At 74.3% G+C, this 23,001-nt stretch carries 23 protein-coding genes; 6 read left to right on the top strand and 17 right to left on the bottom strand.

What is annotated here, in order from left to right:
• Positions 1-24: 24 nt before the first annotated feature.
• Positions 25-354 carry a hypothetical protein gene (locus tag ACLBXO_RS25865; RefSeq protein ID WP_447687177.1) on the bottom strand — a complete coding sequence of 110 codons (330 nt, stop codon included), beginning with the start codon at positions 352-354 and terminating at the stop codon, positions 25-27.
• 259 nt (positions 355-613) lie between these two features.
• Here ACLBXO_RS25865 and ACLBXO_RS25860 point away from each other — a divergent pair, with 259 nt between their 5' ends.
• Positions 614-1,471: a S49 family peptidase gene (locus tag ACLBXO_RS25860; protein ID WP_331318580.1), complete on the top strand. Its 858-nt coding sequence runs from the start codon at positions 614-616 to the stop codon at positions 1,469-1,471.
• Between the two features lie 4 nt (positions 1,472-1,475).
• Here ACLBXO_RS25860 and ACLBXO_RS25855 read toward each other — a convergent pair whose 3' ends face one another.
• A complete protein-coding gene (locus ACLBXO_RS25855; protein ID WP_447687176.1) occupies positions 1,476-3,194 on the bottom strand; it encodes a methyl-accepting chemotaxis protein in 1,719 nt (572 codons plus the stop codon).
• A gap of 98 nt (positions 3,195-3,292) precedes the next feature.
• Complete coding sequence (locus ACLBXO_RS25850) at positions 3,293-4,162, bottom strand: NAD(P)-dependent oxidoreductase (RefSeq protein ID WP_447687175.1); 870 nt, start codon at positions 4,160-4,162, stop codon at positions 3,293-3,295.
• A gap of 109 nt (positions 4,163-4,271) precedes the next feature.
• On the opposite strand from ACLBXO_RS25850, the gene ACLBXO_RS25845 reads away from it, so the two are divergent.
• Positions 4,272-5,294, top strand: coding sequence for a P1 family peptidase (locus ACLBXO_RS25845; protein ID WP_447687174.1), 1,023 nt, complete (start codon positions 4,272-4,274; stop codon positions 5,292-5,294).
• A 122-nt stretch (positions 5,295-5,416) separates the two neighbouring features.
• Here the strand turns inward: ACLBXO_RS25845 and ACLBXO_RS25840 are convergent, their stop codons facing one another.
• From ACLBXO_RS25840 to ACLBXO_RS25795, 10 genes are all read right to left on the bottom strand, one after another.
• Positions 5,417-6,031, bottom strand: coding sequence for an NIPSNAP family protein (locus tag ACLBXO_RS25840; protein WP_447687173.1), 615 nt, complete (start codon positions 6,029-6,031; stop codon positions 5,417-5,419).
• A gap of 107 nt (positions 6,032-6,138) precedes the next feature.
• The gene (locus ACLBXO_RS25835) at positions 6,139-6,420 is read right to left on the bottom strand and encodes a hypothetical protein (protein ID WP_331318575.1); all 282 of its coding nucleotides are present in this window, start codon (positions 6,418-6,420) and stop codon (positions 6,139-6,141) included.
• Entirely contained in the window at positions 6,417-8,807 is a 2,391-nt protein-coding gene (locus ACLBXO_RS25830) for a response regulator (RefSeq protein WP_447687172.1), read from the bottom strand. Before ACLBXO_RS25830 ends, ACLBXO_RS25835 begins: the two co-directional genes overlap by 4 nt.
• A 53-nt stretch (positions 8,808-8,860) precedes the next feature.
• On the bottom strand, positions 8,861-9,754 hold the full coding sequence (rarD, locus tag ACLBXO_RS25825; RefSeq protein ID WP_331318573.1) for an EamA family transporter RarD: 894 nt from the start codon (positions 9,752-9,754) through the stop codon (positions 8,861-8,863).
• A gap of 236 nt (positions 9,755-9,990) precedes the next feature.
• Positions 9,991-10,593: a pyridoxamine 5'-phosphate oxidase family protein gene (locus tag ACLBXO_RS25820; RefSeq protein WP_447687171.1), complete on the bottom strand. Its 603-nt coding sequence runs from the start codon at positions 10,591-10,593 to the stop codon at positions 9,991-9,993.
• Positions 10,590-10,922 carry a lipid-A-disaccharide synthase N-terminal domain-containing protein gene (locus ACLBXO_RS25815; protein WP_012319136.1) on the bottom strand — a complete coding sequence of 111 codons (333 nt, stop codon included), beginning with the start codon at positions 10,920-10,922 and terminating at the stop codon, positions 10,590-10,592. Before ACLBXO_RS25815 ends, ACLBXO_RS25820 begins: the two co-directional genes overlap by 4 nt.
• Positions 10,916-11,707, bottom strand: coding sequence for a glycosyltransferase family 2 protein (locus tag ACLBXO_RS25810; protein WP_447687170.1), 792 nt, complete (start codon positions 11,705-11,707; stop codon positions 10,916-10,918). Before ACLBXO_RS25810 ends, ACLBXO_RS25815 begins: the two co-directional genes overlap by 7 nt.
• Entirely contained in the window at positions 11,704-13,425 is a 1,722-nt protein-coding gene (locus ACLBXO_RS25805) for an ArnT family glycosyltransferase (RefSeq protein ID WP_331318570.1), read from the bottom strand. The genes ACLBXO_RS25810 and ACLBXO_RS25805 overlap by 4 nt, the downstream gene beginning before the upstream one ends.
• A gap of 134 nt (positions 13,426-13,559) precedes the next feature.
• Positions 13,560-14,750, bottom strand: a complete 1,191-nt coding sequence (gene metC / locus ACLBXO_RS25800; RefSeq protein ID WP_331318569.1) for a cystathionine beta-lyase — start codon at positions 14,748-14,750, stop codon at positions 13,560-13,562.
• A gap of 107 nt (positions 14,751-14,857) precedes the next feature.
• Complete coding sequence (locus ACLBXO_RS25795; RefSeq protein ID WP_012319140.1) at positions 14,858-15,031, bottom strand: ribosome modulation factor; 174 nt, start codon at positions 15,029-15,031, stop codon at positions 14,858-14,860.
• A gap of 88 nt (positions 15,032-15,119) precedes the next feature.
• Between ACLBXO_RS25795 and ACLBXO_RS25790 the strand changes: the two genes are divergently transcribed.
• The gene (locus tag ACLBXO_RS25790; RefSeq protein ID WP_273563933.1) at positions 15,120-15,389 is read left to right on the top strand and encodes a hypothetical protein; all 270 of its coding nucleotides are present in this window, start codon (positions 15,120-15,122) and stop codon (positions 15,387-15,389) included.
• A gap of 97 nt (positions 15,390-15,486) precedes the next feature.
• Here the strand turns inward: ACLBXO_RS25790 and ntrC are convergent, their stop codons facing one another.
• The 3 genes from ntrC to dusB are packed head-to-tail and all read right to left on the bottom strand — an operon-like array spanning position 15,487 to position 19,165.
• Complete coding sequence (gene ntrC / locus ACLBXO_RS25785; protein WP_331318568.1) at positions 15,487-16,953, bottom strand: nitrogen regulation protein NR(I); 1,467 nt, start codon at positions 16,951-16,953, stop codon at positions 15,487-15,489.
• Positions 16,954-17,000: 47 nt separating this feature from the next.
• Positions 17,001-18,143 carry a two-component system sensor histidine kinase NtrB gene (locus tag ACLBXO_RS25780; RefSeq protein ID WP_331318567.1) on the bottom strand — a complete coding sequence of 381 codons (1,143 nt, stop codon included), beginning with the start codon at positions 18,141-18,143 and terminating at the stop codon, positions 17,001-17,003.
• The gene (dusB, locus tag ACLBXO_RS25775; protein WP_447687169.1) at positions 18,140-19,165 is read right to left on the bottom strand and encodes a tRNA dihydrouridine synthase DusB; all 1,026 of its coding nucleotides are present in this window, start codon (positions 19,163-19,165) and stop codon (positions 18,140-18,142) included. Before dusB ends, ACLBXO_RS25780 begins: the two co-directional genes overlap by 4 nt.
• A gap of 171 nt (positions 19,166-19,336) precedes the next feature.
• Between dusB and ACLBXO_RS25770 the strand changes: the two genes are divergently transcribed.
• A complete protein-coding gene (locus tag ACLBXO_RS25770) occupies positions 19,337-20,668 on the top strand; it encodes a bifunctional 2-C-methyl-D-erythritol 4-phosphate cytidylyltransferase/2-C-methyl-D-erythritol 2,4-cyclodiphosphate synthase (RefSeq protein WP_447687168.1) in 1,332 nt (443 codons plus the stop codon).
• 65 nt (positions 20,669-20,733) lie between these two features.
• On the opposite strand, the gene ACLBXO_RS25765 is transcribed toward ACLBXO_RS25770, so the two are convergent.
• Positions 20,734-21,132 (bottom strand): MAPEG family protein, encoded by a 399-nt coding sequence (locus ACLBXO_RS25765; RefSeq protein ID WP_447687167.1) that lies wholly within the window; start codon positions 21,130-21,132, stop codon positions 20,734-20,736.
• A 104-nt stretch (positions 21,133-21,236) separates the two neighbouring features.
• Between ACLBXO_RS25765 and ACLBXO_RS25760 the strand changes: the two genes are divergently transcribed.
• Positions 21,237-21,734, top strand: a complete 498-nt coding sequence (locus tag ACLBXO_RS25760; RefSeq protein WP_447687166.1) for a CinA family protein — start codon at positions 21,237-21,239, stop codon at positions 21,732-21,734.
• Positions 21,735-21,758: 24 nt separating this feature from the next.
• Complete coding sequence (locus ACLBXO_RS25755) at positions 21,759-22,976, top strand: FAD-dependent oxidoreductase (RefSeq protein WP_447687165.1); 1,218 nt, start codon at positions 21,759-21,761, stop codon at positions 22,974-22,976.
• Positions 22,977-23,001 lie beyond the last annotated feature (25 nt).

The following is a 23,001-nucleotide window of genomic DNA, read 5'->3' as shown; positions in this document are numbered from 1 at the left end:
GGGCCGGGACGCGGAGGGCCGCGCTCAGTAGAACGTGACGTGCCGGTGGCCGTACGGGCGGCCGTACGGGCGGCCATGCCAGACGTGGTGGCGGTGCCAGTGGCGGCGGAAATGGTGGTGCCGGTGCCAGTGATGGCGACGGTGCCAGTAGTGGCGGCGGTGGTGCCAGTGGCGCCGCCAGTGGTGGTGGCGGTGCCAGTGGCGGCGGTAGCGCCAGTGGGCCTGCTGCACCGCCGGCGCGGGCGCGGCGGCCTCGGCGCTCGCGGGGACCGGCAGCGGCGCTGCGCGCGCGGGCGCACTCGCCAGCCCGCCGAGCAGCGCGGCGAGGAGGACCAGGATCGGCCAGGGTCGCATCGTTTCTCTCCCGTGTGAGCGCCCGTCCGAGTCCAGCGGATCCGGGCCGGCACGAGGCTCGCGCCGTCGCCTGAAACGGCCAAGGTCGGCAAACGGTTCGATCCGTTCTGACTGCGCAGACGCGCCGCCGTCGCGCAGCGCCCTCGCGCACCACCCTCGCTCGCCGCCCTTGCGCGGGGCCGGAAAGCGCCCAGTTTCCGACGACAGGCGCTTCCGGGCCGTCTCCCGCCCGGCTTCCCGATGAGCCGCGTAAGACCCCATGGCGTTCGCGTTCCCCGACACATTCCGCGCCCTCCTCCCGCGCCGCTTCCGGGACCGACGCCCGCGGGTCGCGGTGGTCCGGCTGTCGGGCACGATCGGCGCGGTCTCGCCGCTCCGGCCGGGGCTCTCGATCGGGGGCGTCGCGGGCAGCCTGGAGCGCGCCTTCGGGATGCCGGGGGTGAAGGCGGTGGCGCTGGTGATCAACTCGCCCGGCGGCTCGCCGGCGCAGTCGCACCTGATCCACCGCCGCATCCGGGCGCTGGCCGACGAGAAGGGTGTGCCGGTGATCGCCTTCGTGGAGGATGTCGCGGCCTCCGGCGGCTACATGATCGCCTGCGCGGCCGACGAGATCGTCGCCGACCCGACCTCGATCGTCGGCTCGATCGGCGTGGTCTCGGCCGGGTTCGGCTTCCACGGTCTCCTGGAGAAGCTCGGCGTCGAGCGCCGGGTCCACACGCAGGGCGAGGCGAAGTCGATGCTCGACCCGTTCCGCCCGGAGGATCCCGCCGACGTGGAGCGCCTGAAGCGCATCCAGGCCGACGTGCAGGACCTCTTCACCGGCCTCGTCACGGCCCGGCGCCCGGGCCTGTCGCGCTCCGAGAACCTGTTCACCGGCGCGGTCTGGACCGGGCGGCAGGCGCTGCCCCTCGGCCTCGTCGACGCGCTGGGCGACGTGCGCACCGCGATGCGCGCGCGCTTCGGCGAGAAGGTCGACCTACGCCTCGTCGCCGAGGCGCGCGGCGGCCTGCTCTCCCGCATCCTGCGCCGCGGCGGCGCGCCGGGCGGGATCGACCTGGCCGAGGGGGCGATGGCCGCGTTCGCGGAGCGCGCGGCCTTCGCCCGCTACGGGCTCTGAGGGCTCAGGCCGCGACCTGACCGAGGAAGCGCTCGATCTCGCCCTCGAGATCGGCCGCGACCGTGTCGACGGTCTGAGCCGCCTCGGTGACGGTGGCGGCCATGCGGGCCGAGCGCCGTGCGGCGCCGGCGACCGTGGTCAGGCCGCCCGCGATGGCCTCGGTGGCGCCGGCCGTGTCGGCGACGTTGCGGGAGATCTCCGCCGTGGCCGCCCCCTGGGCCGAGACCGCCGACGCGATCCCGCCCGTGGTGGCGCTGACCGCGCGCATCCGCTCGCCCATCCGGCCGATCGCCGCCACGGCCGCGGTCGTCGAGGCCTGCACGCCGGCGATCTGGCTGCCGATCTCCTCGGTCGCCCGCGCGGTCTGCGACGCCAGCGCCTTCACCTCCGCGGCCACCACGGCGAAGCCCTTGCCGGCGGCGCCGGCCCGGGCGGACTCGATCGTCGCGTTGAGGGCCAGCAGGTTGGTCTGCTCGGCGATCTGGCGGATCAGCCCGACCACGGCGCCGATGCGCCCCGCGGCCTCGGCGAGTTCGCCGATCTCGGCGTTCATCGCGTCCGACTCCGCGGCGGCCGTGGCCACCAGGGCCTCGGCCTGATCGAGCTGGGCGCCGATCTCGGCGATGGAGGCGGAGAGTTCCTCGGCGGCGCTCGCGACGGTCTGGACGCTGGCCGAGGTCTCGTGCGAGCCGCGCTCGGTCTCGGCGACGGCGACCTCCGCTTCGGCGGAGCTGGCCGCCATCTCGCCGGCCCGGGCGCGCATCGCGCCGGTGCTGGCGGTCAGCGCGTCCTTCAGGCGGACGACCTGCCCCCGGAACGCCTCGATGGCCCGGTCGAGGGCGGCCCGCCGCCGCGTCTCGTCGGCCGCGCCCGCGCTCTGCAGGCCCTCGAGCTCCCGGGTCCGCAGCCCGGCGACGCGCAGCACCTCGAGGGCGCGCGCCACGGTGCCGATCTCGTCGCCGCGCTCGGCGTGGGGGATCGCCGAGTCCAGGTCGCCGCCCGCGAGGCCCTCGATCCGCGAGGCGATCGCCGAGAAAGGCCGGAACAGCCGCGCCGCCGCGAGCCCGACGAGGGCGCAGGCCAGCACCGCGATGATCAGGGCGGCGACGCTGAGGCTCGTCATCGTCTGGGCATGGGCGTCGAAGTACATCTCGATCGGCAGGCCGACGAACAGGACGCCGTTCACCTTGCCGGCGGCGTCAACCGTCGGCTGGTACACCGTGTAGTAGCGCCGCCCGAACAGGGCCGCCGGCCCCTCGTAGATCCGCCCGGCGCGGATCGCGGCCTGGGCCGGGCTGTCGGCGGCGAGGGCCGTGCCGACCGCGCGGGTCCCGTCCTCCCGGCGCACCGTGGTCTGGCGCCGCACGAAGCTGTCGGAGGCGGGCTCGTAGCTGAACACCGTCGCCAGGCCGCCCGAATAGGCGACGGCGTCGTCCACGACGCCGGCATCGGCGAAGCCCGACAGGCTCGGCGTCGACACCCGGGCGACGCGCGCGCCGTCGAGATCGGCTGCCGCGCCCTCGGCCCGCGCCGCCAGGACGAGCGCCAGAGTTCTCAGGTTGCGCTCGCCGTTGCTGCGCTGACGCGCCTCCATCTGCGACCAGGTCTGCCGCGAGACCGTGATCCAGATGGCGCCGGCGGTGAGTGTCACGGCGAGCATCGCCAGCAGGATGACTTTCGTAGACAGAGTCATCCTGCGCAGCGAATAGGAATGTGTGCGCATATATTGGTATCCGTGCCTATAGCCGGCGCGCACACTCGATTGTGAAGTCGAAATGACGGGTTAAGGCTCGCCAGAAAGGCGATGCATCGTCGTCGATCTCAACCCTGACCTGCACGGCGAGCAGAGACGCGGGCGAGCGCCGCGAGGTCCTTCTCGCCGTCGCCGTGGGCGATCGCCTCGATGAGACCGTCCCGCAGCACGCTCGCGAACGGCATCGGCACCCCGGCGTCCTCGGCCGCCTGGAGGGCGAGCCGCACATCCTTGGCCCCGAGCTTGAGGATGAAGCCCGGCGGCTCGTAGCGGTTCTGCGCGATCGAGGCGCCGTAGCCCTTGTAGACCGGCGAGGCGAACAGCGTGTTGGTCATCAGGTCGAGGAAGTCGGCGCCCGGGACCCCGTGGCCCTCGGTGAGGGCGCAGGCCTCGGCCATGGCCTCGATCGCCGAGATCAGCATGAAGTTGCCGGCGAGCTTGACGGCGTTCGCCCGCGTCGGGTCGTCGCCGAAGCGCCAGGTCTTCGCGCCCATCGCGTCGAGGAGCGGGCCCGCGCGGTCGATCAGCGCCGCCTCCCCCGCCGCCACGATGTTGAGCTTGCCGGCCTCCGCGACGTCCGGCCGCCCGAAGACCGGTGCCGAGATGTACGGGACGCCCGCCCGCGCGTGCACCGCGGCGAGCTGCTTCGCCAGGGCCACCGAGACCGTGCTCATCCCGACATGCAGGCCGGGCCGCTCCGGCCGGTCGAGGAGGCCGCCGGCCACGATCACGGCCTCGAGGGCCGCGTCGTCGGCCAGCATGGTGACGACCGCATCGCCGGCGAAGGCCTCGGCGGCGCTCGCCACCGGGGTGACGCCGTCGATGCCGCGCGCGGCCTCCGGCGAGCGGTTCCAGGCGCGGATCGTGTGGCCGGCCCGCGCGAGGTTGGCCGCCATGCCGCGGCCCATCCGCCCCATTCCGATGAATCCGACGTCCATGCCGTGCTCCTCGACGCGCTCTGCCGTCTGGCAACCTGGGAAACCCCGGCCGGCGGTCAACGGCCCCGGCCGCATTTGCGGCGATGTCACGGCGTGGCAAGCTCGGTCCATGCCGCAGAATCGCATCACCGACATTCCCGGCCTGCGGGTCGGCCACGCCACCGACCTGCGGCTCGCCAGCGGCGTCACCGCGATCCTGTTCGATGAGCCGGCCATCGCCGCCGTCGACGTGCGCGGCGGCGGGCCGGGCACCCGCGAGACCGACCTGCTCGACCCCGAGCGCACGGTGGAACGGGTCGACGCCTTCGTCCTCTCCGGCGGTTCGGCCTTCGGCCTCGACGCGGGGGCCGGCGTGGCGGCGTGGCTCGCCGAGGCCGGGCGCGGCTTCGCGGTCGGCGCCGTGCGGGTGCCGATCGTCCCCGGGGCGGTCCTGTTCGATCTCCCCAACGGCGGCGACAAGGCCTGGGGCCGCTATCCGCCCTATCGCGAGCTGGGCTTTCAGGCCGCCGCGGCCGCGGCCGCGGATTTCGCCCTGGGCTCCGTCGGCGCCGGGACGGGCGCGCGCACCGGGCGACTGAAGGGCGGGATCGGATCCGCCTCGGCGCACGTGCCGGGAACGGGCTTCCGCGTCGGGGCGCTCGCGGCCGTGAACGCCTTCGGCAACGCGACGATCGGCGCCGGGCCGCATTTCTGGGCGGCGCCCTTCGAGGTGGGCGACGAGTTCGGCGGCCTGGGCGCGCCGGTCCGGGTGCCGCCGGAGGCCCACGCCTTTCCGGCCCGCGCGCTGCCGGGCGCCGCCACGACGCTGGCCGTGGTGGCGACCGACGCGGCGCTGACAAAGGCGCAGTGCCGGCGCCTCGCGGTCGCCGCGCAGGACGGACTCGCCCGCGCGCTCGTGCCGGCGCACACGCCCCTCGACGGCGACCTGGTCTTCGCCGCGGCGACCGGCGCCGTACCCCTCCCCGAGCCGGTGGTCGACCTCGCCCGCCTCGGCGACGTCGCCGCGCGGGTCCTGGCCCGGGCGGTGGCCCGCGGCGTGTTCTCCGCGACGAGCCTGCCCGGACACGCGCCGTCGCCGCCCCTGGCCGGGACGGGGCTTCCGCCGGCCTGGCGCGACGTGTTCGGCGCCTGAGCGGCGGTGCCGGCTCCGCCCGCGCGCGAAACAGCGCCACCGGCCTCGATCCAGGCCCGGTCGAGCGCGGTCGTCACGCATCGGGCCCGCCGCGCGGGCGGCCGCTTCCGTGGGGCCGGCGGTCAGCGCAGGGGCGAGCGTCCCTGGGGGAGCGCGATCGTCGCGGTCGCCTCCGCGATCTGGTCCGGGCCGCCCTTCGGGGGCCAGATCCCCGCTTCGTAGGCGCGGGTCCGCAGCGCGGCCCGCTCCTCCAGGCTCCGGAAGCCCCAGATGTGCGTGATGCGCGGCGCGCCGTCGAGGGCGTACAGGTTCACGACGAGGTGCTGCGTGTAGGCGCCTGCCGGCCCGATCGCGGCCTCCCAGGCCGCGAGGGTCGGCGGCAGGCCCCCCGGCTTCAAGCGATAGGTCCGGACCTCGTACACGCCGCCCCGGTCGCCCGTCCGGACCGGCGGCAGGAAGGGGAACGGGGCGTAGCTGTCCATCTCCAGCGCGGTGATCACGGGCCCGGCGTTGAACGGGTTGGCGCTGAGGAGGGCGCGCCGGCGCTCGGCGGTCATGTCCTCGGGCGCCGCGAACCCGCGCAGCACGATCAGGCGCCCCAGCGTGCCGATCTCGGTGCGCCAGCAGCCGACCAGCTCCCCCTTGGCATCGGGATCGTCCAGCCAAGCCTCGACGCCGGCAGAGACTTGGCCCACCGCGAGCAGCGGGCACGAGAGGGTCGCGAGTTCGTACAGCATGGGCGCCTCGGCGACGTCGTCCCGTCGACGTCAGGCCGTCAAAGCGGGAGAGCGTCTTTCGTTGCCATCGGGACGCCCGGACACGCCTCCGCCCGGGAGGCCCGGCCTCACAGCTCCGCGCGGGCATCCTCCAGCAGCTGCGCCAGCCCGCTGTCGACCTCGTCGGCGAGCATCGCCCGCTCGGCGTCGGTGAGGTCCTTCGCCCAGGCGCCGCTGCCGAACCCGTCCGTGCAGCGCGCCCGCTCCGAGGCGATGTAGGCCTCGGTCTCGACCGGCCGGGTCTTCATCGCGTGGACGAAGCCGAACCACGCCGCCCGCTCCACCACCGCGAGCCGCGCCCGCAGCCGGATGGCCACTGCCTTCTCCGGATCGATCCCGTCCGCACTCATCGTGGTTCTCCCGCGTCCTTCTCGGCGAGCCGATCGAGCAATCCCTGGAGCTGCCCCGGCACCGGCTCGGTCGCCGAACGCGCGTAGAGGACGCGCAGTTGCCGGCCGATCTCCGCGAGGCTCATGGAGCCCTTGGCGATCACCCGGTCGGCCTGCCGGTTCAGGCTCTCCTTCTCGGCCGCCGTGACCTCCTTGGCGGTGAGCACCACCACGGGCACGTCGCCGTCGGGCCGCGACCGGAGCGCCCGCAGGAAGCCGAAGCCGTCCATCTCGGGCATCATCAGGTCGAGCAGGATCAGGCTCGGCCGCGCCTGGCTCACCCGCTCCAGGGCGATCCGGCCGTTCTCAGCCTCGTCGACGGTCCAGCCCTCGCGGCCGAGGGACCGGCGCAGGCGCTCGCGGGCATCCGCGTCGTCGTCGACCACGAGGACCCGCGCCTCGTTCGGCGCCGCGGGCCGGTAGCGCTCCATCAGGCCCTTGAGCCGGTCCCAGTCGATCGGCTTGACGAAGTAGTCGGTGGCGCCGAGCGCCTGGCCGAGCCCCTGCTCGGCCACCACCGAGGTCATGATCACCGGCGTCCCGGCGAGGTCGGGGTCGCTGCGCACCGCGTGCAGCACCGCCCAGCCGTCCATGCGCGGCATCTCGACGTCGAGCAGGATCGCCCGCGGCTTCAGGGCCCGGGCGAGCGTCAGGCCGGCACGGCCGTCGTTGGCGCTGCGGACGTGGAAGCCCTCGCGCTCCAGGAAGCGCTGGAGCAATTCCCGCGCGGCCGGGTCGTCGTCGACCAGCAGCACCGTCTCGTGCTGCTCGTGCGGCTCTACCGGCGTGTGCGCCTCGGCCTCCGCCGGCGGCGCGTCCTCGGGCCGCAGGGTCGCGGGCAGGCGGACCGTGAAGGTCGCCCCGGCGCCCGGCGTGCTGGCGACGCCGATATCGCCGCCCATCGTCCGGCAGAAGGCGCGGGTGATGGCGAGCCCGAGGCCGGTGCCGCCGAACTGCCGGGTGGTCGAATCGTCGGCCTGGACGAACCGCTCGAACAGGCGGCCGATCTGGGCCTCGGTCAGGCCGATGCCGGTGTCGGCGACCGCGAAGGACAGCCAGTCGGCCCCCGCGTCCCGGTGCCGCCGCACCGTCAGGGTGATCGTCCCCCGCTCGGTGAACTTCGCGGCGTTGCCGATCAGGTTCAGCAGGCACTGGCGGATCTTGGTCTGGTCCTGGTGCATGGAGCCCAGGCCGTCCGCCCCCGCCGCGCCGGCGTCGAGGACGAAGCGGTTGCCCTTCTTCTCGACCAGGGATCCGGTGGAATCGGAGACGTCCCGGAGCAGGTCGGCCACCGTGAAGGTCTCGGCCGAGGCGGTCATGCGGCCGGCCTCGATCTTCGAGATGTCGAGGACGTCGTTGATCAGCGACAGCAGGTGGCGGGCGGCCGCCTCGATCTTGCGCAGGTCGGGCAGGAGGGCGGCCTGACCGATATCCTCCAGCTCCTCGCCGAGCATCTCGGAATAGCCGATCACCGCCGAGAGCGGCGTGCGCAGCTCGTGGCTCATGTTGGCGATGAACTGGCTCTTCGCCCGGTTGGCCGCCTCGGCGGCCTGCCGGGCACGCTCCACCGCCTCCTCGGCCTCCTTGCGCTCGGTGACGTCGACGCAGGTCCCGACCCATTCCCGCAGGGAGCCGTCCTCGGCGAGGACCGGCACGCCGCGCACCTCCATGGCACGCCAGGCCCCGTCGTGGCGGCGCAGCCTGTACTCGACCTCGTAGGTCGCGCGCGCCTCCACGCAGGCGGCCCAGGCATCGGCCGCGTGGCCCCGGTCTTCGGGATGGACGGCATCGAGCCAGCCCCAGCCCTGGTAGGCCTCCTCGGTCTGCCCGGTATAGGTGCTCCACCGGACCTGCGGCGGCATCAGCTCGCCCGCCGCGTCGGTGTTCCAGATCACCGCCGCCGAGGCGTCCACCAGCGCCCGGAAGCGCTGCTCCGAGTGGCGCAGGCGCTCCTCGACCGCGCGGCGGCCGGTGATGTCGGTGTTGGTCCCGTACCAGCGCAGGATCCGCCCGGCTTCGTCCCGGTAGGGCAGCGCCTTCGACAGGAACCAGCGATAGCTCCCGTCGCGACCGCGCAGCGGGAACGTGTCCTCCCAGGACCGGCCCAGCGTGATCGCGGCGCGGTAGCGCTCGGTCACCGCCGCGACGTGGTCCGGGTGGTGGACCGTGCGCCAGCCCCAGCCCCGCATCTCGTCGAGGGAGGTGCCGGTGTAGTCGTACCAGCGCTGATTGTACCAGACGATCGTGCCGTCGGCCTCGGCGATCCAGGCGAGCTGCGGCAGCGTCTCGGCGAGGTTGCGGTAATCGGCGTCCGTGACGGATCCTGGGCCGCTCTCAGTCTCGCTCATCGACCCGACGCTGTCCCGTCACCCGCCCCGGCGGCGGCTTGAACCAGTATTCCTTATACACGCATCGCGTCGGGATCCGACCGCGCCGCCGCGGCCGGCGGGCGGCGGAATCGCAGGGCGTCGACCGTGTAGAGCGCGAGCGCCGCCCAGATCAGCGCGAGCATCAGCGCCCGATGCGGCTCGACGCGCTCGCCGTAGACGAGGACGCTCAGGACGAGCAGGCAGGTCGGCGCCACGTACTGCAGGAGGCCCAGGGTCGTCAGCCGCAGGCGCACCGCCGCGGCGGCGAACCAGATCAGCGGCAGCGCGGTGGTCAGGCCGGTGAGCATCAGCAGGGCGCGGTCTGCCGGCGCGGCCGGCAGGAACGGCTCGGGCGACAGGACGAGCCAGACGACCGCGGCCGGCAGGAGCAGCAGGGTCTCGGCCAGGAAGCCGACCAGCGCGTCGACGCCGACGATCTTCCGGGCGAGCCCGTAGAGCGCGAAGGTCACCGCCAGCGACAGCGACACCAGGGGCAGCTCGCCGGCCCAGACCACCGCGGCGGCGACGCCGGTCGCGGCGATGCCGATCGCGACGGCCTGCGCCGGCCGCAGGCGCTCGCCCAGCACCACCCGGCCGAAGGCGACGCTCACGAGCGGATTGATGTAGTAGCCGAGGCTCGCGTCGAGCAGGTGCCCGCTGCTGACCGCGTGGAGGTAGAGCAGCCAGTTCACGCCGATCATCGCCGCCGAGAGCAGCAGCAGTGCGTGGCGCCTCCGGAGCGGCCGCGGCAGGTTGAGGCGGTGGCGGGCCGCGAGGATCAGCGCCAGCGCGCCGGCGAACACGCTCGACCAGACGATCCGCTCCGACAGGATGTGGTACGGCGAGTAGGCCCCGAGCATCCGGAAATGCACCGGGACCAGCAGGCCCCAGCTCAGGTAGGCGGCGAGCGCGTAGACGAGGCCCACGGAGTCCTCCCGATCGACCCGGATGGGAGGCCGGGTCCGCGGGCTTTAGCGCGCCGGCCCGGGCGCCGTCATGGGGGATGGTGCAGGGCTGCCATCCGGCCGGTTTCAGCCGGCCCGAATGGTCGCGCGGAAGCGCCGGACCTCGCCGATGCGCCCCGCGACGGTCTCGGTCGCCCCGACCTGTCGCGGACCTGTCCGTCGACCCGCGGCCTGGAGGGGCTGCCGCGGCGCCGGCGTCAGGGGGCCCGCCAGCCGCCCTGCCAGCCGGCATCCGAACGGTGCCAGGCCGCCCGCCGGTGGCCCCGTCGGTCGAGGTAGAGGAGATCCAGGCGCTCGGCCCGGACGAGAACGGCGGCGAAGTGCGGCCTGCCGAGCGTCGCGGCCGCGGTCTCGTCCGGAAGGCTGTAGGCGCCGCCCGCCGGCAGCGCCGTGCCGGGACCGGGCTGCGCCCCGTAGCACACCCGGCTCATCGCCCGGGACCCCGTCCAGGCGGCCTCGGCCAGCGCGTCGTCGGTGTGCAGCGCGGCGCGACCCTCGACGCGGATCTGGATCTTCGCCGCCGCGTCGTAGGCGGCGAGGGCGCAGGCGGGATCGGCCAGGATCTCGGAGGCCTTGTCGGAGCGGCGGTCGCAGTGGAACCGGAGCGTTCCCTCGGCCGGGTCGGCGGCGCGCAGGACCACGGTGCGCAGCCGCGGCCCGCCATCGGCCCCGACCGTCGCCAGGGCCGGCAGGTGGAGGCCGCCACGGCCATGGGCGGCGCCGTCCGCGAGCAGCCGCCAGAGTTCCGCGAAGGCGGCGTCGAGATCGTCGTAGAAGGCGGGCAGCGGCGTCCGTGTCATGCGGCGCCCCGCTTCCGCCGCCGCTCGCGGAAGATCAGCGCGAGGTTGCGCAGGTAGATGCCGGTGGAGAGGCCCTGGCCGATGATGATCACCGGCTCGCGGCGCACGAACCCGTAGACCAGCGTCATCATCCCGCCGAGGATCGACAGGAACCAGAACGACAGCGGCATCACGCTCCGCCCGGCCCGTTCGCTCGCGATCCATTGCAGGATGAAGCGCGATCCGAACACCACCTGGGCGACGATGCCGAACACCAGCCAGAAGTCGAGCCGGGTGACGAACACGTCGTAGAAATAGGCCGGCAGATCGTGGGCGAGCTGGATCAGCATCCGACGTCCTGGTCCGCGGGTTGGCCGGCCGGCGGCTCCGCCGACGCGCCGGTCGGGCCGGCGACCTCCTCGGGCCGCGGATCCGCGCGCTTGCGCCGGATCAGCCACCAGACGCCGGCGAGATCGAGGAGCCCGACCCAGAGGCGGTCGAACAGGCCGTAGTTCGACACGCCCGTCAGCCGCGGCCGGTCGACCACGTCGCGGTGGACGACCGAGAAGCCCTCGCGGGCGACCAGCGCCGGCATGAACCGGTGGAGCGCGTCGAAGTACGGCAGCCTGAGATACACGGCGCGGCGGAAGACCTTCAGGCCGCAGCCGGTGTCGCGGGTGGAGTCGTTGAGGATCCGGCCGCGCACGCCGTTGGCGATCCGGGACTGGAGCATCTTGAAGCGGCCGTCCTTGCGGCCGCGCCGCTGGCCCTGGGCGAGGCCGGCCCCCGGTCCCGCCGCCTCCAGGGCCGCGAGCAGCGTGGGGATGAAGGCCGGATCGTTCTGGCCGTCGCCGTCGAGGGTCGCGACGATCCCGCCGCGGGCCGCCAGGACGCCGCTGCGCACCGCCGCCGACTGGCCGCCGCTCCGCGCGTGGCGCAGCACCCGCAGCCAGGGGCGCCCCGTCCGGGCCGCCGCCAGCGCCGCCGGCGTGCCGTCGGTGGAGCCGTCATCCACGTAGATCAGCTCGAAGGCGAGATCCGCGCAGGCGGCCTCGATCTCGGCCACCAGGGGGGCGATGTTGCCGGCCTCGTTCTTGACCGGCACGACGACGCTGAGATGCGGGGATGCGCTCACGGGGCCACCGCGTAGGCCGTCACGAAGACCCGGCGGCCGGTGTTGAGGTTGAAGCCCTCGACCTCCGCCAGGGGCGCGGGCGCGCCGCGGCCCACCGGCCAGGCCGCGTTGAAGTCGTCGCGCTCGCGCGACTCCACGTAGAGCAGGCGGCAGCCGCCGCCCTCGAGGAAGGACCGGGCGGCGGCCCCGTCGGGCGGCAGGGCGAGGCCGGTGCCGATCAGGAAGACGAGGCTGGGCTCGCGGTAGCCGAGGCTCGCCACGAGCGGGTTCGCGCACGGCATCCGGTCGCGCAGGGCCGCGAGCCGCGGCGAGACCTTCAGCGCCGGCAGCGAGCGCTGCGCCACGCCCAGCACCGCCGGTCCGAGCAGGACGGAGGCCAGGACCCCCAGGACGAGGGCGCGCTCGGCCGAACCCTGCGCGAAGGCGAGCCAGGCCAGGAATGCGACCGCGCAGGCGGCGGCGAGCAGCGGGAGGGCCGGCCACGGGATCGTGTGGGCGTCGAGCCGCCAGCCGGCGAGGCAGAGGCCGAGGGTCAGGGCGACCGGGATCGCCGGCAACAGCAGGGCCGTCAGGCGCGCGCCCCGCAGGCGGGGGTCAAGCGCGCCCCGCTCCAGCGCCACCACGGTCAGGATCGCCAGCCAGGGCATCAGCGGCAGCACGTAGTGGGGCAGCTTGGTCGGGACCGCCTCGAAGATCAGCCACGCCGGCAGCACCGCGGCGATGAGGAAGGCCGGGGCGGCCTCCCGCCGCGCCCGCCACGCGAAGGGCAGGCTCATGGCGGTGAAGGAAGCCGCCGGCCAGAAGGTCGCGAAGAACACGAGGGCGTAGGCCCCGGGCGGTCCCCAGTGCCGCTCCGCCGCCCCGCCGACCTTGCCGAGCATGTCGTGCCCGACCGCCTCGGCGTAGAAGGCGCCGCCGCTCTTCCAGGCGATCGCCGCGAACCAGGGCGCCACCAGCAGCAGCGTGAGGGCGACGCCCGGCCACGGCCGCAGGGGCAGGAGCCAGCGGCCGGACCGCGCCGCGAGCGACAGGCCGAGCGCCGGAAGCGCGACGAACAGCGGCACCATCGGCCCCTTCACCAGGATCCCGACCGCCATCCCGAGCCAGAACGCCGCGAAGGTCGGTCCCGAGACCGGCCCGCCGTCCCGCGGCGCCAGCCACGCGCGGGCGAGCGCGGCGAGGCTCGCGGTGGCGCAGGCGGCGAGCAGCGCGTCGGTCTTGGCGAGGTGGGCCTCGGCCGAGAGCATCAGGCAGGCGCCGTAGAGGGCGGCCGCCAGCAGCGCCGACCGTCGCGGCAGGAAGGCGAGCGCCGCCCAGTAGGCGAGCAGCACCGAGGCGACGGCGCCGATCAGCGAGGGGATGCGGTACAGGGCGATCTGGGTGCGGGCGCCGGGCACGCCCAGCGCCTCGCCGGCCGCCACGGCGGCGGCCTGCGCCCAGTAGATCCCCACCGGCTTCTTGTGCCGCGCTTCCCCCTGGAAGCGGATATCCACGAGGTCGCCGCTCTCCAGCATCTGCTTCGAGGCCTGGGCGAACCGGGGCTCGTCCCGGTCCATCGGCTGCAGCGAGATCTGGCCCGGCAGGAACAGGATCAGGCACAGCGCCAGAAGGGCGGCGACGGCCCTGGCATGGGTGAGGCTCAGCGCGTCGAGCCCGCGACCGATCCGGTCGACGGGGGCAAGGCGCGGCGCGCCGCCGGCGGAGAGGCTCGTGGTCATGCCGGGCCGGTCAATCAGGAACGCGCCGCGAGGTCAAATACGGCGCTCTCGCCGCGACCGGGATCTCAGGCGCCCCGATCCTCACCTGTCCGGGACGGGGCCGCCCGGAGCGCGGCGCCCGGCCCCGTCCCGCCCTAGGACGCCGCCCGGAGGCGCGCGAAACCGGCGTCGAGGTCGGCCTTGAGGTCGGCGGTGTCCTCGAGGCCAATGTGGAAGCGGAGCGCCGGTCCGCCGGGGGCCCACCGGGTTGCGGTCCGGTAGCCGGCGCAGTCGAACGGGATCACGAGGCTCTCGAAGCCGCCCCAGGAGAAGCCCATCCCGAAGAGCTGCAGCCCGTCCAGCATGGCGGCCACCGCCGCCTCCGGCACCGGCTTGAGGATCACCCCGAACAGGCCCGAGGCGCCGGAGAAGTCGCGCTTCCAGATCGTGTGGCCGGGATCCTCGGGCAGGCCGGGATGCAGCACCCGCAGCACCTCGGGCCGCGCCTGGAACCATCGGGCCATCTCCAGACCGGCGCGTCCGTGCTCGCGCAGCCGCAGGGACATGGTCCGCAGGCCGCGCAGTGCCAGGAAGATGTCCTCGGCGCCGGCGCACATGGCGAAATGGTCGAAGGTGCGGCGCACGGCCGGGTAGTAGCGCGCGTTCGCGGAGGTCAGGCCGATCAGCAGGTCCGAGCCGCCGCTCAGGTACTTGGTGCCCGCCTCCACGGCGATGTCGACCCCGCGCGCGTGCGGCGGGAACAGCAGCGGCGTCGCCCAGGTGTTGTCCATGATCACGCAGGCGTCGTGGGCGTGCGCGACCTCGGCGATGGCCGGGATATCCTGCATCTCGAAGCTCTGCGAGCCGGGCGCCTCGACCAGCACGGCCCGGGTATTCGGGCGCATCAGATCCGCGATGCCGGCCCCGATGACCGGGTCGTAGTAGGTCACCTCGACGCCGTAGCGCGCCAGCACGCCGTCGCAGAACTGGCGGGTCGGCCGGTAGGCGGAATCGGTGACGAGGAGGTGGTCGCCCGCCGAGACCGCGGCCATCAGCGCGACGGTGAGCGCCGCGAGGCCGGAGGGCGTCACGACGGTGCCGGCGGCGCCGGCGAGTTCCGTCCACGCCTCCGTCAGCGAGTCCATCGTCGGCGTCGCCGAGGTCCCGTAATTGTAGCGGCCGCGCCGGTTCTTGATCGCGTCGTAGCTCGGGTAGAGGACCGTGGAGCCGCGGTAGATCGGCGTGTTCACGAAGCCGTGCTGCTCGCCCGGGTCACGGCCCGCGTGGACGAGGCGCGTCGCGGGCGCGAAGGTCTGCTTGGCGTCGGGCGAGGGCTTCAGGGACATCGAGGCTCGGAGATCGCGTTGCGGTGCACCGCACGAAGCGCGCCGCGCCGGGCGAGGTCAAGCCGGACGCGCGGCCTCCCGGCGCCGGCCCGCCGCGTTATCCGCGATCACGGCTTCTCGGGCGGGTCCGAGACGACGGCCTCCTCGTAGGCCTCCATCCAGGCGGCGCGCTCCTGGGAACCCTCGGGATAGGGGCATTCGCTCACGGGCTTCCCGTAGAGGCGCGCGTTGCGGCCCTGGATGAACGGGCTGTCGCTCGCGGTGGCCTGGACGTTGGTCAATATCGCCTCCCGAAGACTTGGAGTGGGGCTTCGTTAACGGCCGCGCCGTAAATCTGTTGCCGTCTCAAGTCGCGCCCCGGGTCGTCGCGTGCGTATCCTGCGTTCCCTTCTCGGCGCCGTCCTCGTCCTCGTCTCGACGGCGACCGTCGCCCTCGTCAGCGCCGACCGGCTCGCCCATCTGGCGCCGGCGCCGGTGGTCCGTGCCGCCCAGGCCGAGCCGTCGGCGACGGGGTCGATCCCGGCCCCGGCGAAGGCCGCGCCCGCGCCGAAGCCGGCCGTGCCCAGCATCCCGAACGGGTTCGACACGGAGCGGCTGCACGCGCTGATGCGCGGCGACCCGATCCTGCCGGGCCGCTGACGGCGGGCCGGATCGCGCTCACCCCGTTCCGGGTCTCATCGCGCGGCGCTCGGCGCGCGGCGCGACGGGGAATCGGGCCGATCGGCCGTGGACCGCCCTACCGCGCCGTCCGGAAAACCTGCAGGTCGAGGTCGCGGACCTTCTTGCGCAGGGTGTTGCGGTTGACGCCGAGCAGCTCCGCGGCCCGGATCTGGTTGCCGCGGGTGGCGGCGAGCGCCGCGCCGATCAGCGGTCCCTCGATCTCCCGCAGGATCCGGTGGTACAGCCCGGGGGGCGGCAGCGTGTCGCGATAGCCGGAGAAATAGTCCGAGAGGTGCCGCTCCACCGCGCTGGACAGGGTCTCCGATTCGCCGTTGGCCTTGCGGGCGGCGCCGTTGGCGGCCGGGGTCGCGGGCGTCGCCAGCGGCAGCGTGTCGAGCTCGGCCTCGATCACCGGGCCGGTGATCGTCTCCTGCGGGTAGAGGGCGGCGAGCCGCCGGACCAAGTTCTCGAGCTCGCGGACGTTTCCGGGCCAGCGGTAGCGCTTCAGCCGCTCCATCGCGTCGCCGTCGAGGGTCTTGCGAGTCAGGCCCTCGCGCTCGACCAGAACGAAGAAGTGGCGGACGAGGTCCGGCACGTCCTCCGAGCGCTCGCGCAGGGCCGGCAGCCGCAGCGGCACGACGTTGAGGCGGAAGAACAGGTCCTCGCGGAAGATGCCCTGCTGGATCGAGACCCGCAGGTCCTTGTTGGTGGCCGCGATGATCCGGACGTTGGTGCGGATCGGGACGCGCCCGCCCACCGTCGTGTACTCGCCCTGCTGCAGCACGCGCAGCAGCCGGGTCTGCGCCTCCATGGGCATGTCGCCGATCTCGTCGAGGAACAGCGTGCCGCCCTCGGCCTGCTCGAACCGGCCGGCGGAGCGCTGGAGCGCCCCCGTGAAGGCGCCCTTCTCGTGGCCGAACAGCTCGGACTCGATCAGGTCGCGCGGGATCGCCGCCATGTTCACCGGCACGAACGGGCCGGTGCGGCGGCGGCCGTAATCGTGCAGCGCCCGGGCGACCAGCTCCTTGCCGGTGCCGGACTCGCCGGTGATCATCACGGTCAGGTCGGTCGGCATCAGCCGGGCGAGCGCCCGGTAGATCTCCTGCATGGCCGGCGAGCGGCCGACCAGCGGGATGTCCTCATTCTCGGGGGGCGCCCCGGCCGGCGCCGCGCCGCGGGGGCGCGAGAGCGCCCGGCCCACGATGGCGATCAGCTCCTTGAGGTCGAAGGGCTTCGGCAGGTACTCGTAGGCGCCCCGCTCCGAGGCGCGGATCGCCGTCATGAAGGTGTTCTGCGCGCTCATGACGATGATCGGCAGCTCCGGCCGCACCCGCTTGATGCGCGGCAGCAGGTCGAACACGTTCTCGTCGGGCATGACCACGTCGGTGATGACGAGATCGCCCTCCCCCTGCGCGACCCAGCGCCAGAGGGTGGCGCAGTTGCCCGTCGAGCGGACCTCGTAGCCCGCCCGGGACAGCGCTTGGTTCAGCACGGTGCGGATGGCGGCGTCGTCGTCGGCGACGATGATGTGGCCGTTCGGCATGACTCTCTACTCAGACCTCCGACGGGGGCCGGATTCGGGGATCGACATCACGGATCGACCGCCGATTCGCGCCCGTCCCGGGCACTCGACATCGGCAGAAGGATGCGGAACGCCGTGCGGCGCGGGGCGGGATCGCACTCGACGATCCCGCCGTGATCGCCGACGATCTTGGCCACCAAAGCAAGACCCAGGCCGGAGCCCTGCGCCTTGGTGGTGACGAACGGGTCGAACAGGTCGGGCAGCAGGTCGGCCGAGATGCCCGGGCCGTTGTCGCGCACCGCCACCTCGATCGGCAGGCTGACCCGCTCCCGCGAGCCCGGGACCTGCAGGCGCAGGCCGGTGCGGAAGGCGGTCGACAGGGTGATCTCGCCCTCGACCGCGTCCGGGCCGATCGCCTCGGCGGCGTTCTTCACGAGGTTCAGGATCACCTGGATCAGCTGGTCGCGGTTGCCGAGCACCGGCGGCAGCGACGGGTCGTAGGTCTCGATGAACCGGATGTGCCGCGCGAAGCCCGACTGCGCCGAGCGCTTCACCTGGTCGAGCACCCCGTGGACGTTGACGGCGCCGCGATCCGAGGGGCGCTCGTCGCCGAACAGCTCCATGCGCTCGACGATGCGGACGATCCGGTCCGACTCGTCGCAGATCAGGCGGGTGAGCAGCCGGTCCTCCTCGGCGCCGGTGCTCTCCAGGAGCTGCGCCGCGCCCCGGATGCCCGCCAGCGGGTTCTTGATCTCGTGGGCCAGCATCGCGCCGAGCGCCACCATCGAGCGCGCCGCGCCGCGATGGGTGAGCTGGCGGTTCATCTTGTCGGCGATGGTGCGCTCCTGGAGCATCATCACCACGGCGTCGCCGTCGTCGCCGAGCGGCGTCGCGAACACGTCGACGCTGCGCTCCAGGCCGAGGCGCGGCTGGGTCAGCTCGACCCGGTACTCGCTGACGCTGGCGCGGCGGCGCCGGACCTCGGCCACGAGCGCGATGATCGGCGAGGCGAAGGGGATGATGTCGCGCAGCCGCCGGCGCTGCATCAGCCGCGCCGAGTAGTCGAAGAACGCCTCCGCGGCGTGGTTGCAGTGGAGGATCTGCTCGTCGGCGCCGATGGTCAGGACCGGCAGCGGCAGCGCGTTCAGCACGGCCTCGGCGGCGGTGTCGCGCCGGGTGCCGGGCTCGCGCGGGAGGGGCTCGTCGGTCACGCGGCCTCCTGGACGGGGTTCGCCGCGCCCGCGAAGGCCCGGGCCAGCAGGGTCAGCGCGATCCCCGGATCGGTCGTGGTGAGGAGAGTCGCGCGCTCCGCGGGGCTCAGCGCGCCGCCGGTCTCTGCGTAGGCGGCGAGGTGCTTGCGGGCGTGGCGCACGCCCATGTCGCGGCCGTAGAGCGACAGCAGCCCCGCGTAGTGCTCCGCGGCGAGGGCGGCCTGCTCGGCCCGGGACGGCTCCGCGGCGGGCCGCCCCGCGAGCGCCGCGGCGACCTGCCCGACCAGCCAGGGGCGGCCGGTCGCCGCGCGGCCGATCATGACCCCCGCGGCGCCCGAGGCGTCCAGGCAGGCGCGGGCGCTGGCGAGGTCGGTCACGTCGCCGTTGGCGATCACCGGGATCGACACCGCCGCGACGACGGCGCGGATCGCCGCCCAGTCGGCGCTGCCCTTGTAGAATTGCTGCCGGGTCCGCCCGTGGACGGTCACGGCGTTCAGGCCCAGGCGCTCGGCCCGGGCGGCGAGATCCGCGGCGTTGCGGCGCGCGTCGTCCCAGCCGAGGCGCATCTTCACCGTCACCGGGACCGACACCGCGCCCCGGACCGCGGCGAGGAGGCGCTCGGCGTGGTCGAGGTCGCGCATCAGCGCCGAGCCCGAGGCGATCCCCGTCACGATCTTGGCCGGGCAGCCCATGTTGACGTCGATCACGTGGGCGCCCCCGGCCTCCGCGAGCCGGGCGGCCTCCGCCATCGGGCCCGCCTCGCAGCCGGCGAGCTGGACCACGTGCAGGTCGACGCCCGACCCCTCGGCGCGCAGCGTCGCCTCGCCGGACCCGCGGGTGAGTTCCCGGGCCGCGACCATCTCGGAGACGACCGCGTCGGCGCCGCAGCGGCGGGCGACGCGGCGCATGTGCAGGTCGGTGACGCCCGAGAGCGGGGCGAGCAGGCAGAGCGGGGCGGGGTTCGCCCCTTCCGCGGTCGCTCCGGCGCGGCCGAGCGCGCTCAAATAATGGTCAGTCGTCATTCTGCACAACAATGAGGCAAGGCCGGTCCGCTGGCAAGCGGGACCGCGCGTTGATTTCGGGCCCTCCCCCGCTTAAACGACGGGCACCCTTCGCGGCAGGGTGACGCCGGCACTGCTGGCCCGCGCGCCGGCCGCCCCTCCGCCCCTCAGGACGTCGCGAGTTCGCCGCCCATGCCCGCCACCGGCACGCCAGCCACCGGACCCGCCAGCGCGGGAGCCGGCGTCGCCGCGGTGGTGGTGGCGGCCGGCCGCGGCATCCGCATCGGCGGCGGCACCCCCAAGCAGTACCGCCGGGTCGGCGGGCAGGCGGTCCTGACCCGCACCCTGGCGGCGCTCGCGGCGGACGACGCGATCGCGCGGATCCAGCCGGTGATCGCCGCCGACGCGGCGGCGTTCTTCCGCAGCTGCCTGGAGGAACTCGCGCCCGCGATCCGCGCCAAGATCACGCCGCCGGTCGAGGGCGGCGCGACGCGCCAGCTCTCCGTGCGCGCCGGTCTCGAGGCCCTGGCCGCCGGCGACGCGCCCGAGATCGTGCTCGTCCACGATGCCGCCCGCCCCTACGTGGATTCCGCGCTGATCGCCCGGGCGATCGCGGCCGGGCGCGACCACGGCGCGGCCGTTCCGGGCGTGCCGGTGACCGACACGGTCAAGCGCGTCGTCGACATCGCCCCGGGCATCGGCCGGGTGCACGAGACGCCGCCGCGGGAGCACCTGCGCGCGGTCCAGACGCCCCAGGCCTTCGCCTTCGGCCCGCTGCTCAAGGGCCACCGGGACGCCGCCGCGCAGGGCCTCGACGGTTTCACCGACGACGGCGCCCTCGCCGAATGGGCCGGGCTGCCGGTGGTGGTGTTCGCGGGCGACATCGCCAACCGCAAGATCACCCAGCCCGCCGACCTGATCGAGGCGGACCGCGCCTTCGCGATCGAGACCACCGCATTGCCAGCGCCGGGAGCCCGCGCCATGACCACCTACGTGACCCGCCTCGGCACCGGCTTCGACGTGCACGCCTTCACCACCGGCGACCATGTCTGGCTCGGCGGCGTGAAGATCCCGGCCGACCGCGGCGTGCTCGCCCATTCCGACGGCGACGTGGCGCTGCACGCCCTGACCGACGCCCTGCTCGGCGCCATTGCGGACGGCGATATCGGCACCCACTTCCCGCCCTCCGACGAGCGCTGGCGCGGAGCCGCCTCGGACCAGTTCCTGGCCCATGCCTGCGACCTCGTCCGCGCCCGTGGCGGCCGCATCGATCATCTCGACATCACCGTGCTCGCCGAGGCGCCCCGCATCGGCAAGCACCGCGAGGAGATCCGCGCGCGCATCGCCGCCATCGCGGGCGTCCCGCTCTCGGCGGTCTCCATCAAGGCGACGACCACCGAGAAGCTCGGCTTCGTCGGCCGGGCCGAGGGGCTCGCCGCCCAGGCGGCCGCGACGGTCCGGCTGCCCGAGGAGGACGGCCCCGCCCTCGACGCGCAGGCCGAGACCGCGATGCGGCAGGGCTGAGCGGCTTCGGGACCCGGCGCGGTTCCCCCTCCCGAGCGGGAGAGGGGCGCGCGTCGCGCTCGGTCTCAGGCCACCCGCACCAGCAGCGCGATCGCCGCGACGCCCAGGGCCGCCATCGTCAGAAGGATGCCGCCGCCCCGGCAGGCGAACTGGCGCGGCGAGTTCGGGGGCGCGAACATCCCGATCGGGTGCAGGATCCGGGCGGCCAGCAGGGCGACCAGCAGCGCCCGAACCAGCCCGTGACTGCCGCCGCTCGCCTCGAGCAGGCCGATGACGATCAGGGCCAGCGGCACGTACTCGGCGAAATTGGCGTGCGAGCGCACGCGCTTGAGGACCGTGTCGTCGCCGCCGTCGCCGAGCAGCACGTTCTCGGAGACGCGGGCCCCGATCACCCAACCCGAGAGGCCCAGATACACGAGAGCGAGCAGCCCGGCGTAGAAGGCCGTGGTCGCGGGGAAGATCATGGAAAGGGTGTCTCCGATCGGCGGCCGCCGGTCCTTGAGCCGGGCTCGGCCATGGGCCACAACCACCAGATAGGGCGCAGCCGCCCCGGGGGAGCCCGTTCGCCATGGTCGACGACGCAGAGCTTCTCGCCCGGGCCGAGGCGCTCGTGGCGGCCTACGCGGCGGCGGGGCTGACCGTCGCGACCGCCGAATCCTGCACGGGCGGCCTCGTGGCCGGCCTGCTCACCGCGGTGCCGGGCTCGTCGGCCGTCCTGGAGCGCGGCTTCGTCACCTACTCGAACGAGGCCAAGGCCGAGGCCATCGGCGTCCCCATGGACCTCATCCGCCGGCACGGCGCGGTCAGCGAGCCCGTGGCGCGGGCGATGGCCGCCGGGACGCTCGCGGCGTCGCGCGCCTCCGTCGCGGTGTCGATCACCGGCATCGCCGGCCCCGGGGGCGGGAGTGCCGAGAAGCCCGTCGGGCTGGTGCATTTCGGCCTCGGCCGGCGGGATGGCGAGACGCGCCATCTGGAGCGGCGCTACGGCGATCTCGGGCGGACGGGAATCCGCCGCGCCGCCGTGGCCGACGCGCTCGGTCTGCTGGAGGACGCTCTCGGCGACTGATCACGGTACGGGAAGGAGGGCCCCATGGACACGGTGACGACCCGCCTCTGCATCGTCGGCGGCGGCCCCGCCGGGATGATGGCCGGCCTGCTCTTCGCCCGCGCGGGCCTCGAGGTCACCGTGCTGGAGAAGCACGCCGACTTCCTGCGCGACTTCCGCGGCGACACCATCCATCCCTCCACCCTCGACCTGATGGACGAACTGGGCTTCACCGAGCGCTTCCGCGCCCTCCCCCAGCGCCGCGTCGAGAGCTTCTCCGGCGTCGTCGACGGGCGCAGCTACCGGGTCGCCGATTTCAGCCGGCTGCCGACCCGGAACCGCTTCATGTCCTTCATGCCGCAATGGGACTTCCTGGATTTCCTGGCCGGCGAGGCCGCCCGCTACCCGGCGTTCCGCCTGATCCGCCGCACCGAGGCGCAGGACCTGATCGAGGCGGAGGGGCGGGTCGCGGGCGTGCGCGCCGCGGGGCCGGACGGCCCGGTCGAGATCCGGTCCGACCTCGTGCTCTGCGCGGATGGCCGTCACTCGCGGATGCGCGCGCGAGCGGGCTTCGCGCCCCGGGCCTTCGGCGCGCCGATCGACGTGCTCTGGTTCCGCCTGCCGCGCCGCGACGGGGACCCGGAGGCGGCGGCGGGGCGGTTCGGGCCGGGACGGATCCTGATCACCCTCGACCGGGGCGACGCGTGGCAATGCGCCTACGTGGTGCCGAAGGGCGGCGACGCCGCGCTCCGGGCGAAGGGCCTGCCGGCCTTCCGGGCCGCGGTGGCCCAGATCGCCCCGTTCCTGGCCGACCGCACCGACGCCATCGCCGGCTGGGACGACGTCAAGCTCCTGACGGTCACGGTCGACCGGCTCGACCGCTGGCATCGGCCGGGCCTGATGTGCATCGGCGACGCCGCGCACGCCATGTCGCCGGTTGGCGGCGTCGGGATCAACCTCGCGATCCAGGACGCGGTGGCGGCGGCCAATCTCCTGGCCGAGCCCCTGCGGGCGGGGCGCCTCGCGGAGGCCGACCTCGCCCGGGTCCAGGCCCGGCGGATGTTCCCGGTGCGGGCCACGCAGGCGCTGCAGCGGATGATCCAGTCCCGCGTGATCGCCGCGTCGCTGGCGGCCGACGCGCCGTTCCGGGCGCCGCTCGCCCTGCGCCTCCTCGACGCCCTGCCGCGGCTCCAGGTCCTGCCGGCGCGGATGATCGGGATGGGCGTGCGGCCCGAGCACGTGCGCCCGCCGCTGCGGGCCTGACCGGACGCCCCGCCGGTCCGGCGGG

The sequence above is a fragment of the Methylobacterium sp. C33D genome (assembly GCF_053345825.1).
This window is presented reverse-complemented; position numbering and strand designations above follow the sequence as displayed.

Bases quoted from the DNA above. Each gene is read 5' to 3' on its own strand.
- ACLBXO_RS25765 (WP_447687167.1), bottom strand. From the start codon at position 21,132: ATGATCTTCCCCGCGACCACGGCCTTCTACGCCGGGCTGCTCGCTCTC.
- ACLBXO_RS25840 (WP_447687173.1), bottom strand. From the start codon at position 6,031: ATGCTGTACGAACTCGCGACCCTCTCGTGCCCGCTGCTCGCGGTGGGC.
- ACLBXO_RS25855 (WP_447687176.1), bottom strand. From the start codon at position 3,194: ATGCGCACACATTCCTATTCGCTGCGCAGGATGACTCTGTCTACGAAA.
- ACLBXO_RS25770 (WP_447687168.1), top strand. From the start codon at position 19,337: ATGCCCGCCACCGGCACGCCAGCCACCGGACCCGCCAGCGCGGGAGCC.
- ACLBXO_RS25755 (WP_447687165.1), top strand. From the start codon at position 21,759: ATGGACACGGTGACGACCCGCCTCTGCATCGTCGGCGGCGGCCCCGCC.
- ACLBXO_RS25860 (WP_331318580.1), top strand. From the start codon at position 614: ATGGCGTTCGCGTTCCCCGACACATTCCGCGCCCTCCTCCCGCGCCGC.
- metC (WP_331318569.1), bottom strand. From the start codon at position 14,750: ATGTCCCTGAAGCCCTCGCCCGACGCCAAGCAGACCTTCGCGCCCGCG.
- ntrC (WP_331318568.1), bottom strand. From the start codon at position 16,953: ATGCCGAACGGCCACATCATCGTCGCCGACGACGACGCCGCCATCCGC.
- ACLBXO_RS25830 (WP_447687172.1), bottom strand. From the start codon at position 8,807: ATGAGCGAGACTGAGAGCGGCCCAGGATCCGTCACGGACGCCGATTAC.
- ACLBXO_RS25815 (WP_012319136.1), bottom strand. From the start codon at position 10,922: ATGCTGATCCAGCTCGCCCACGATCTGCCGGCCTATTTCTACGACGTG.
- ACLBXO_RS25760 (WP_447687166.1), top strand. From the start codon at position 21,237: ATGGTCGACGACGCAGAGCTTCTCGCCCGGGCCGAGGCGCTCGTGGCG.
- ACLBXO_RS25835 (WP_331318575.1), bottom strand. From the start codon at position 6,420: ATGAGTGCGGACGGGATCGATCCGGAGAAGGCAGTGGCCATCCGGCTG.
- dusB (WP_447687169.1), bottom strand. From the start codon at position 19,165: ATGACGACTGACCATTATTTGAGCGCGCTCGGCCGCGCCGGAGCGACC.
- ACLBXO_RS25850 (WP_447687175.1), bottom strand. From the start codon at position 4,162: ATGGACGTCGGATTCATCGGAATGGGGCGGATGGGCCGCGGCATGGCG.
- ACLBXO_RS25865 (WP_447687177.1), bottom strand. From the start codon at position 354: ATGCGACCCTGGCCGATCCTGGTCCTCCTCGCCGCGCTGCTCGGCGGG.
- ACLBXO_RS25805 (WP_331318570.1), bottom strand. From the start codon at position 13,425: ATGACCACGAGCCTCTCCGCCGGCGGCGCGCCGCGCCTTGCCCCCGTC.
- ACLBXO_RS25820 (WP_447687171.1), bottom strand. From the start codon at position 10,593: ATGACACGGACGCCGCTGCCCGCCTTCTACGACGATCTCGACGCCGCC.
- ACLBXO_RS25845 (WP_447687174.1), top strand. From the start codon at position 4,272: ATGCCGCAGAATCGCATCACCGACATTCCCGGCCTGCGGGTCGGCCAC.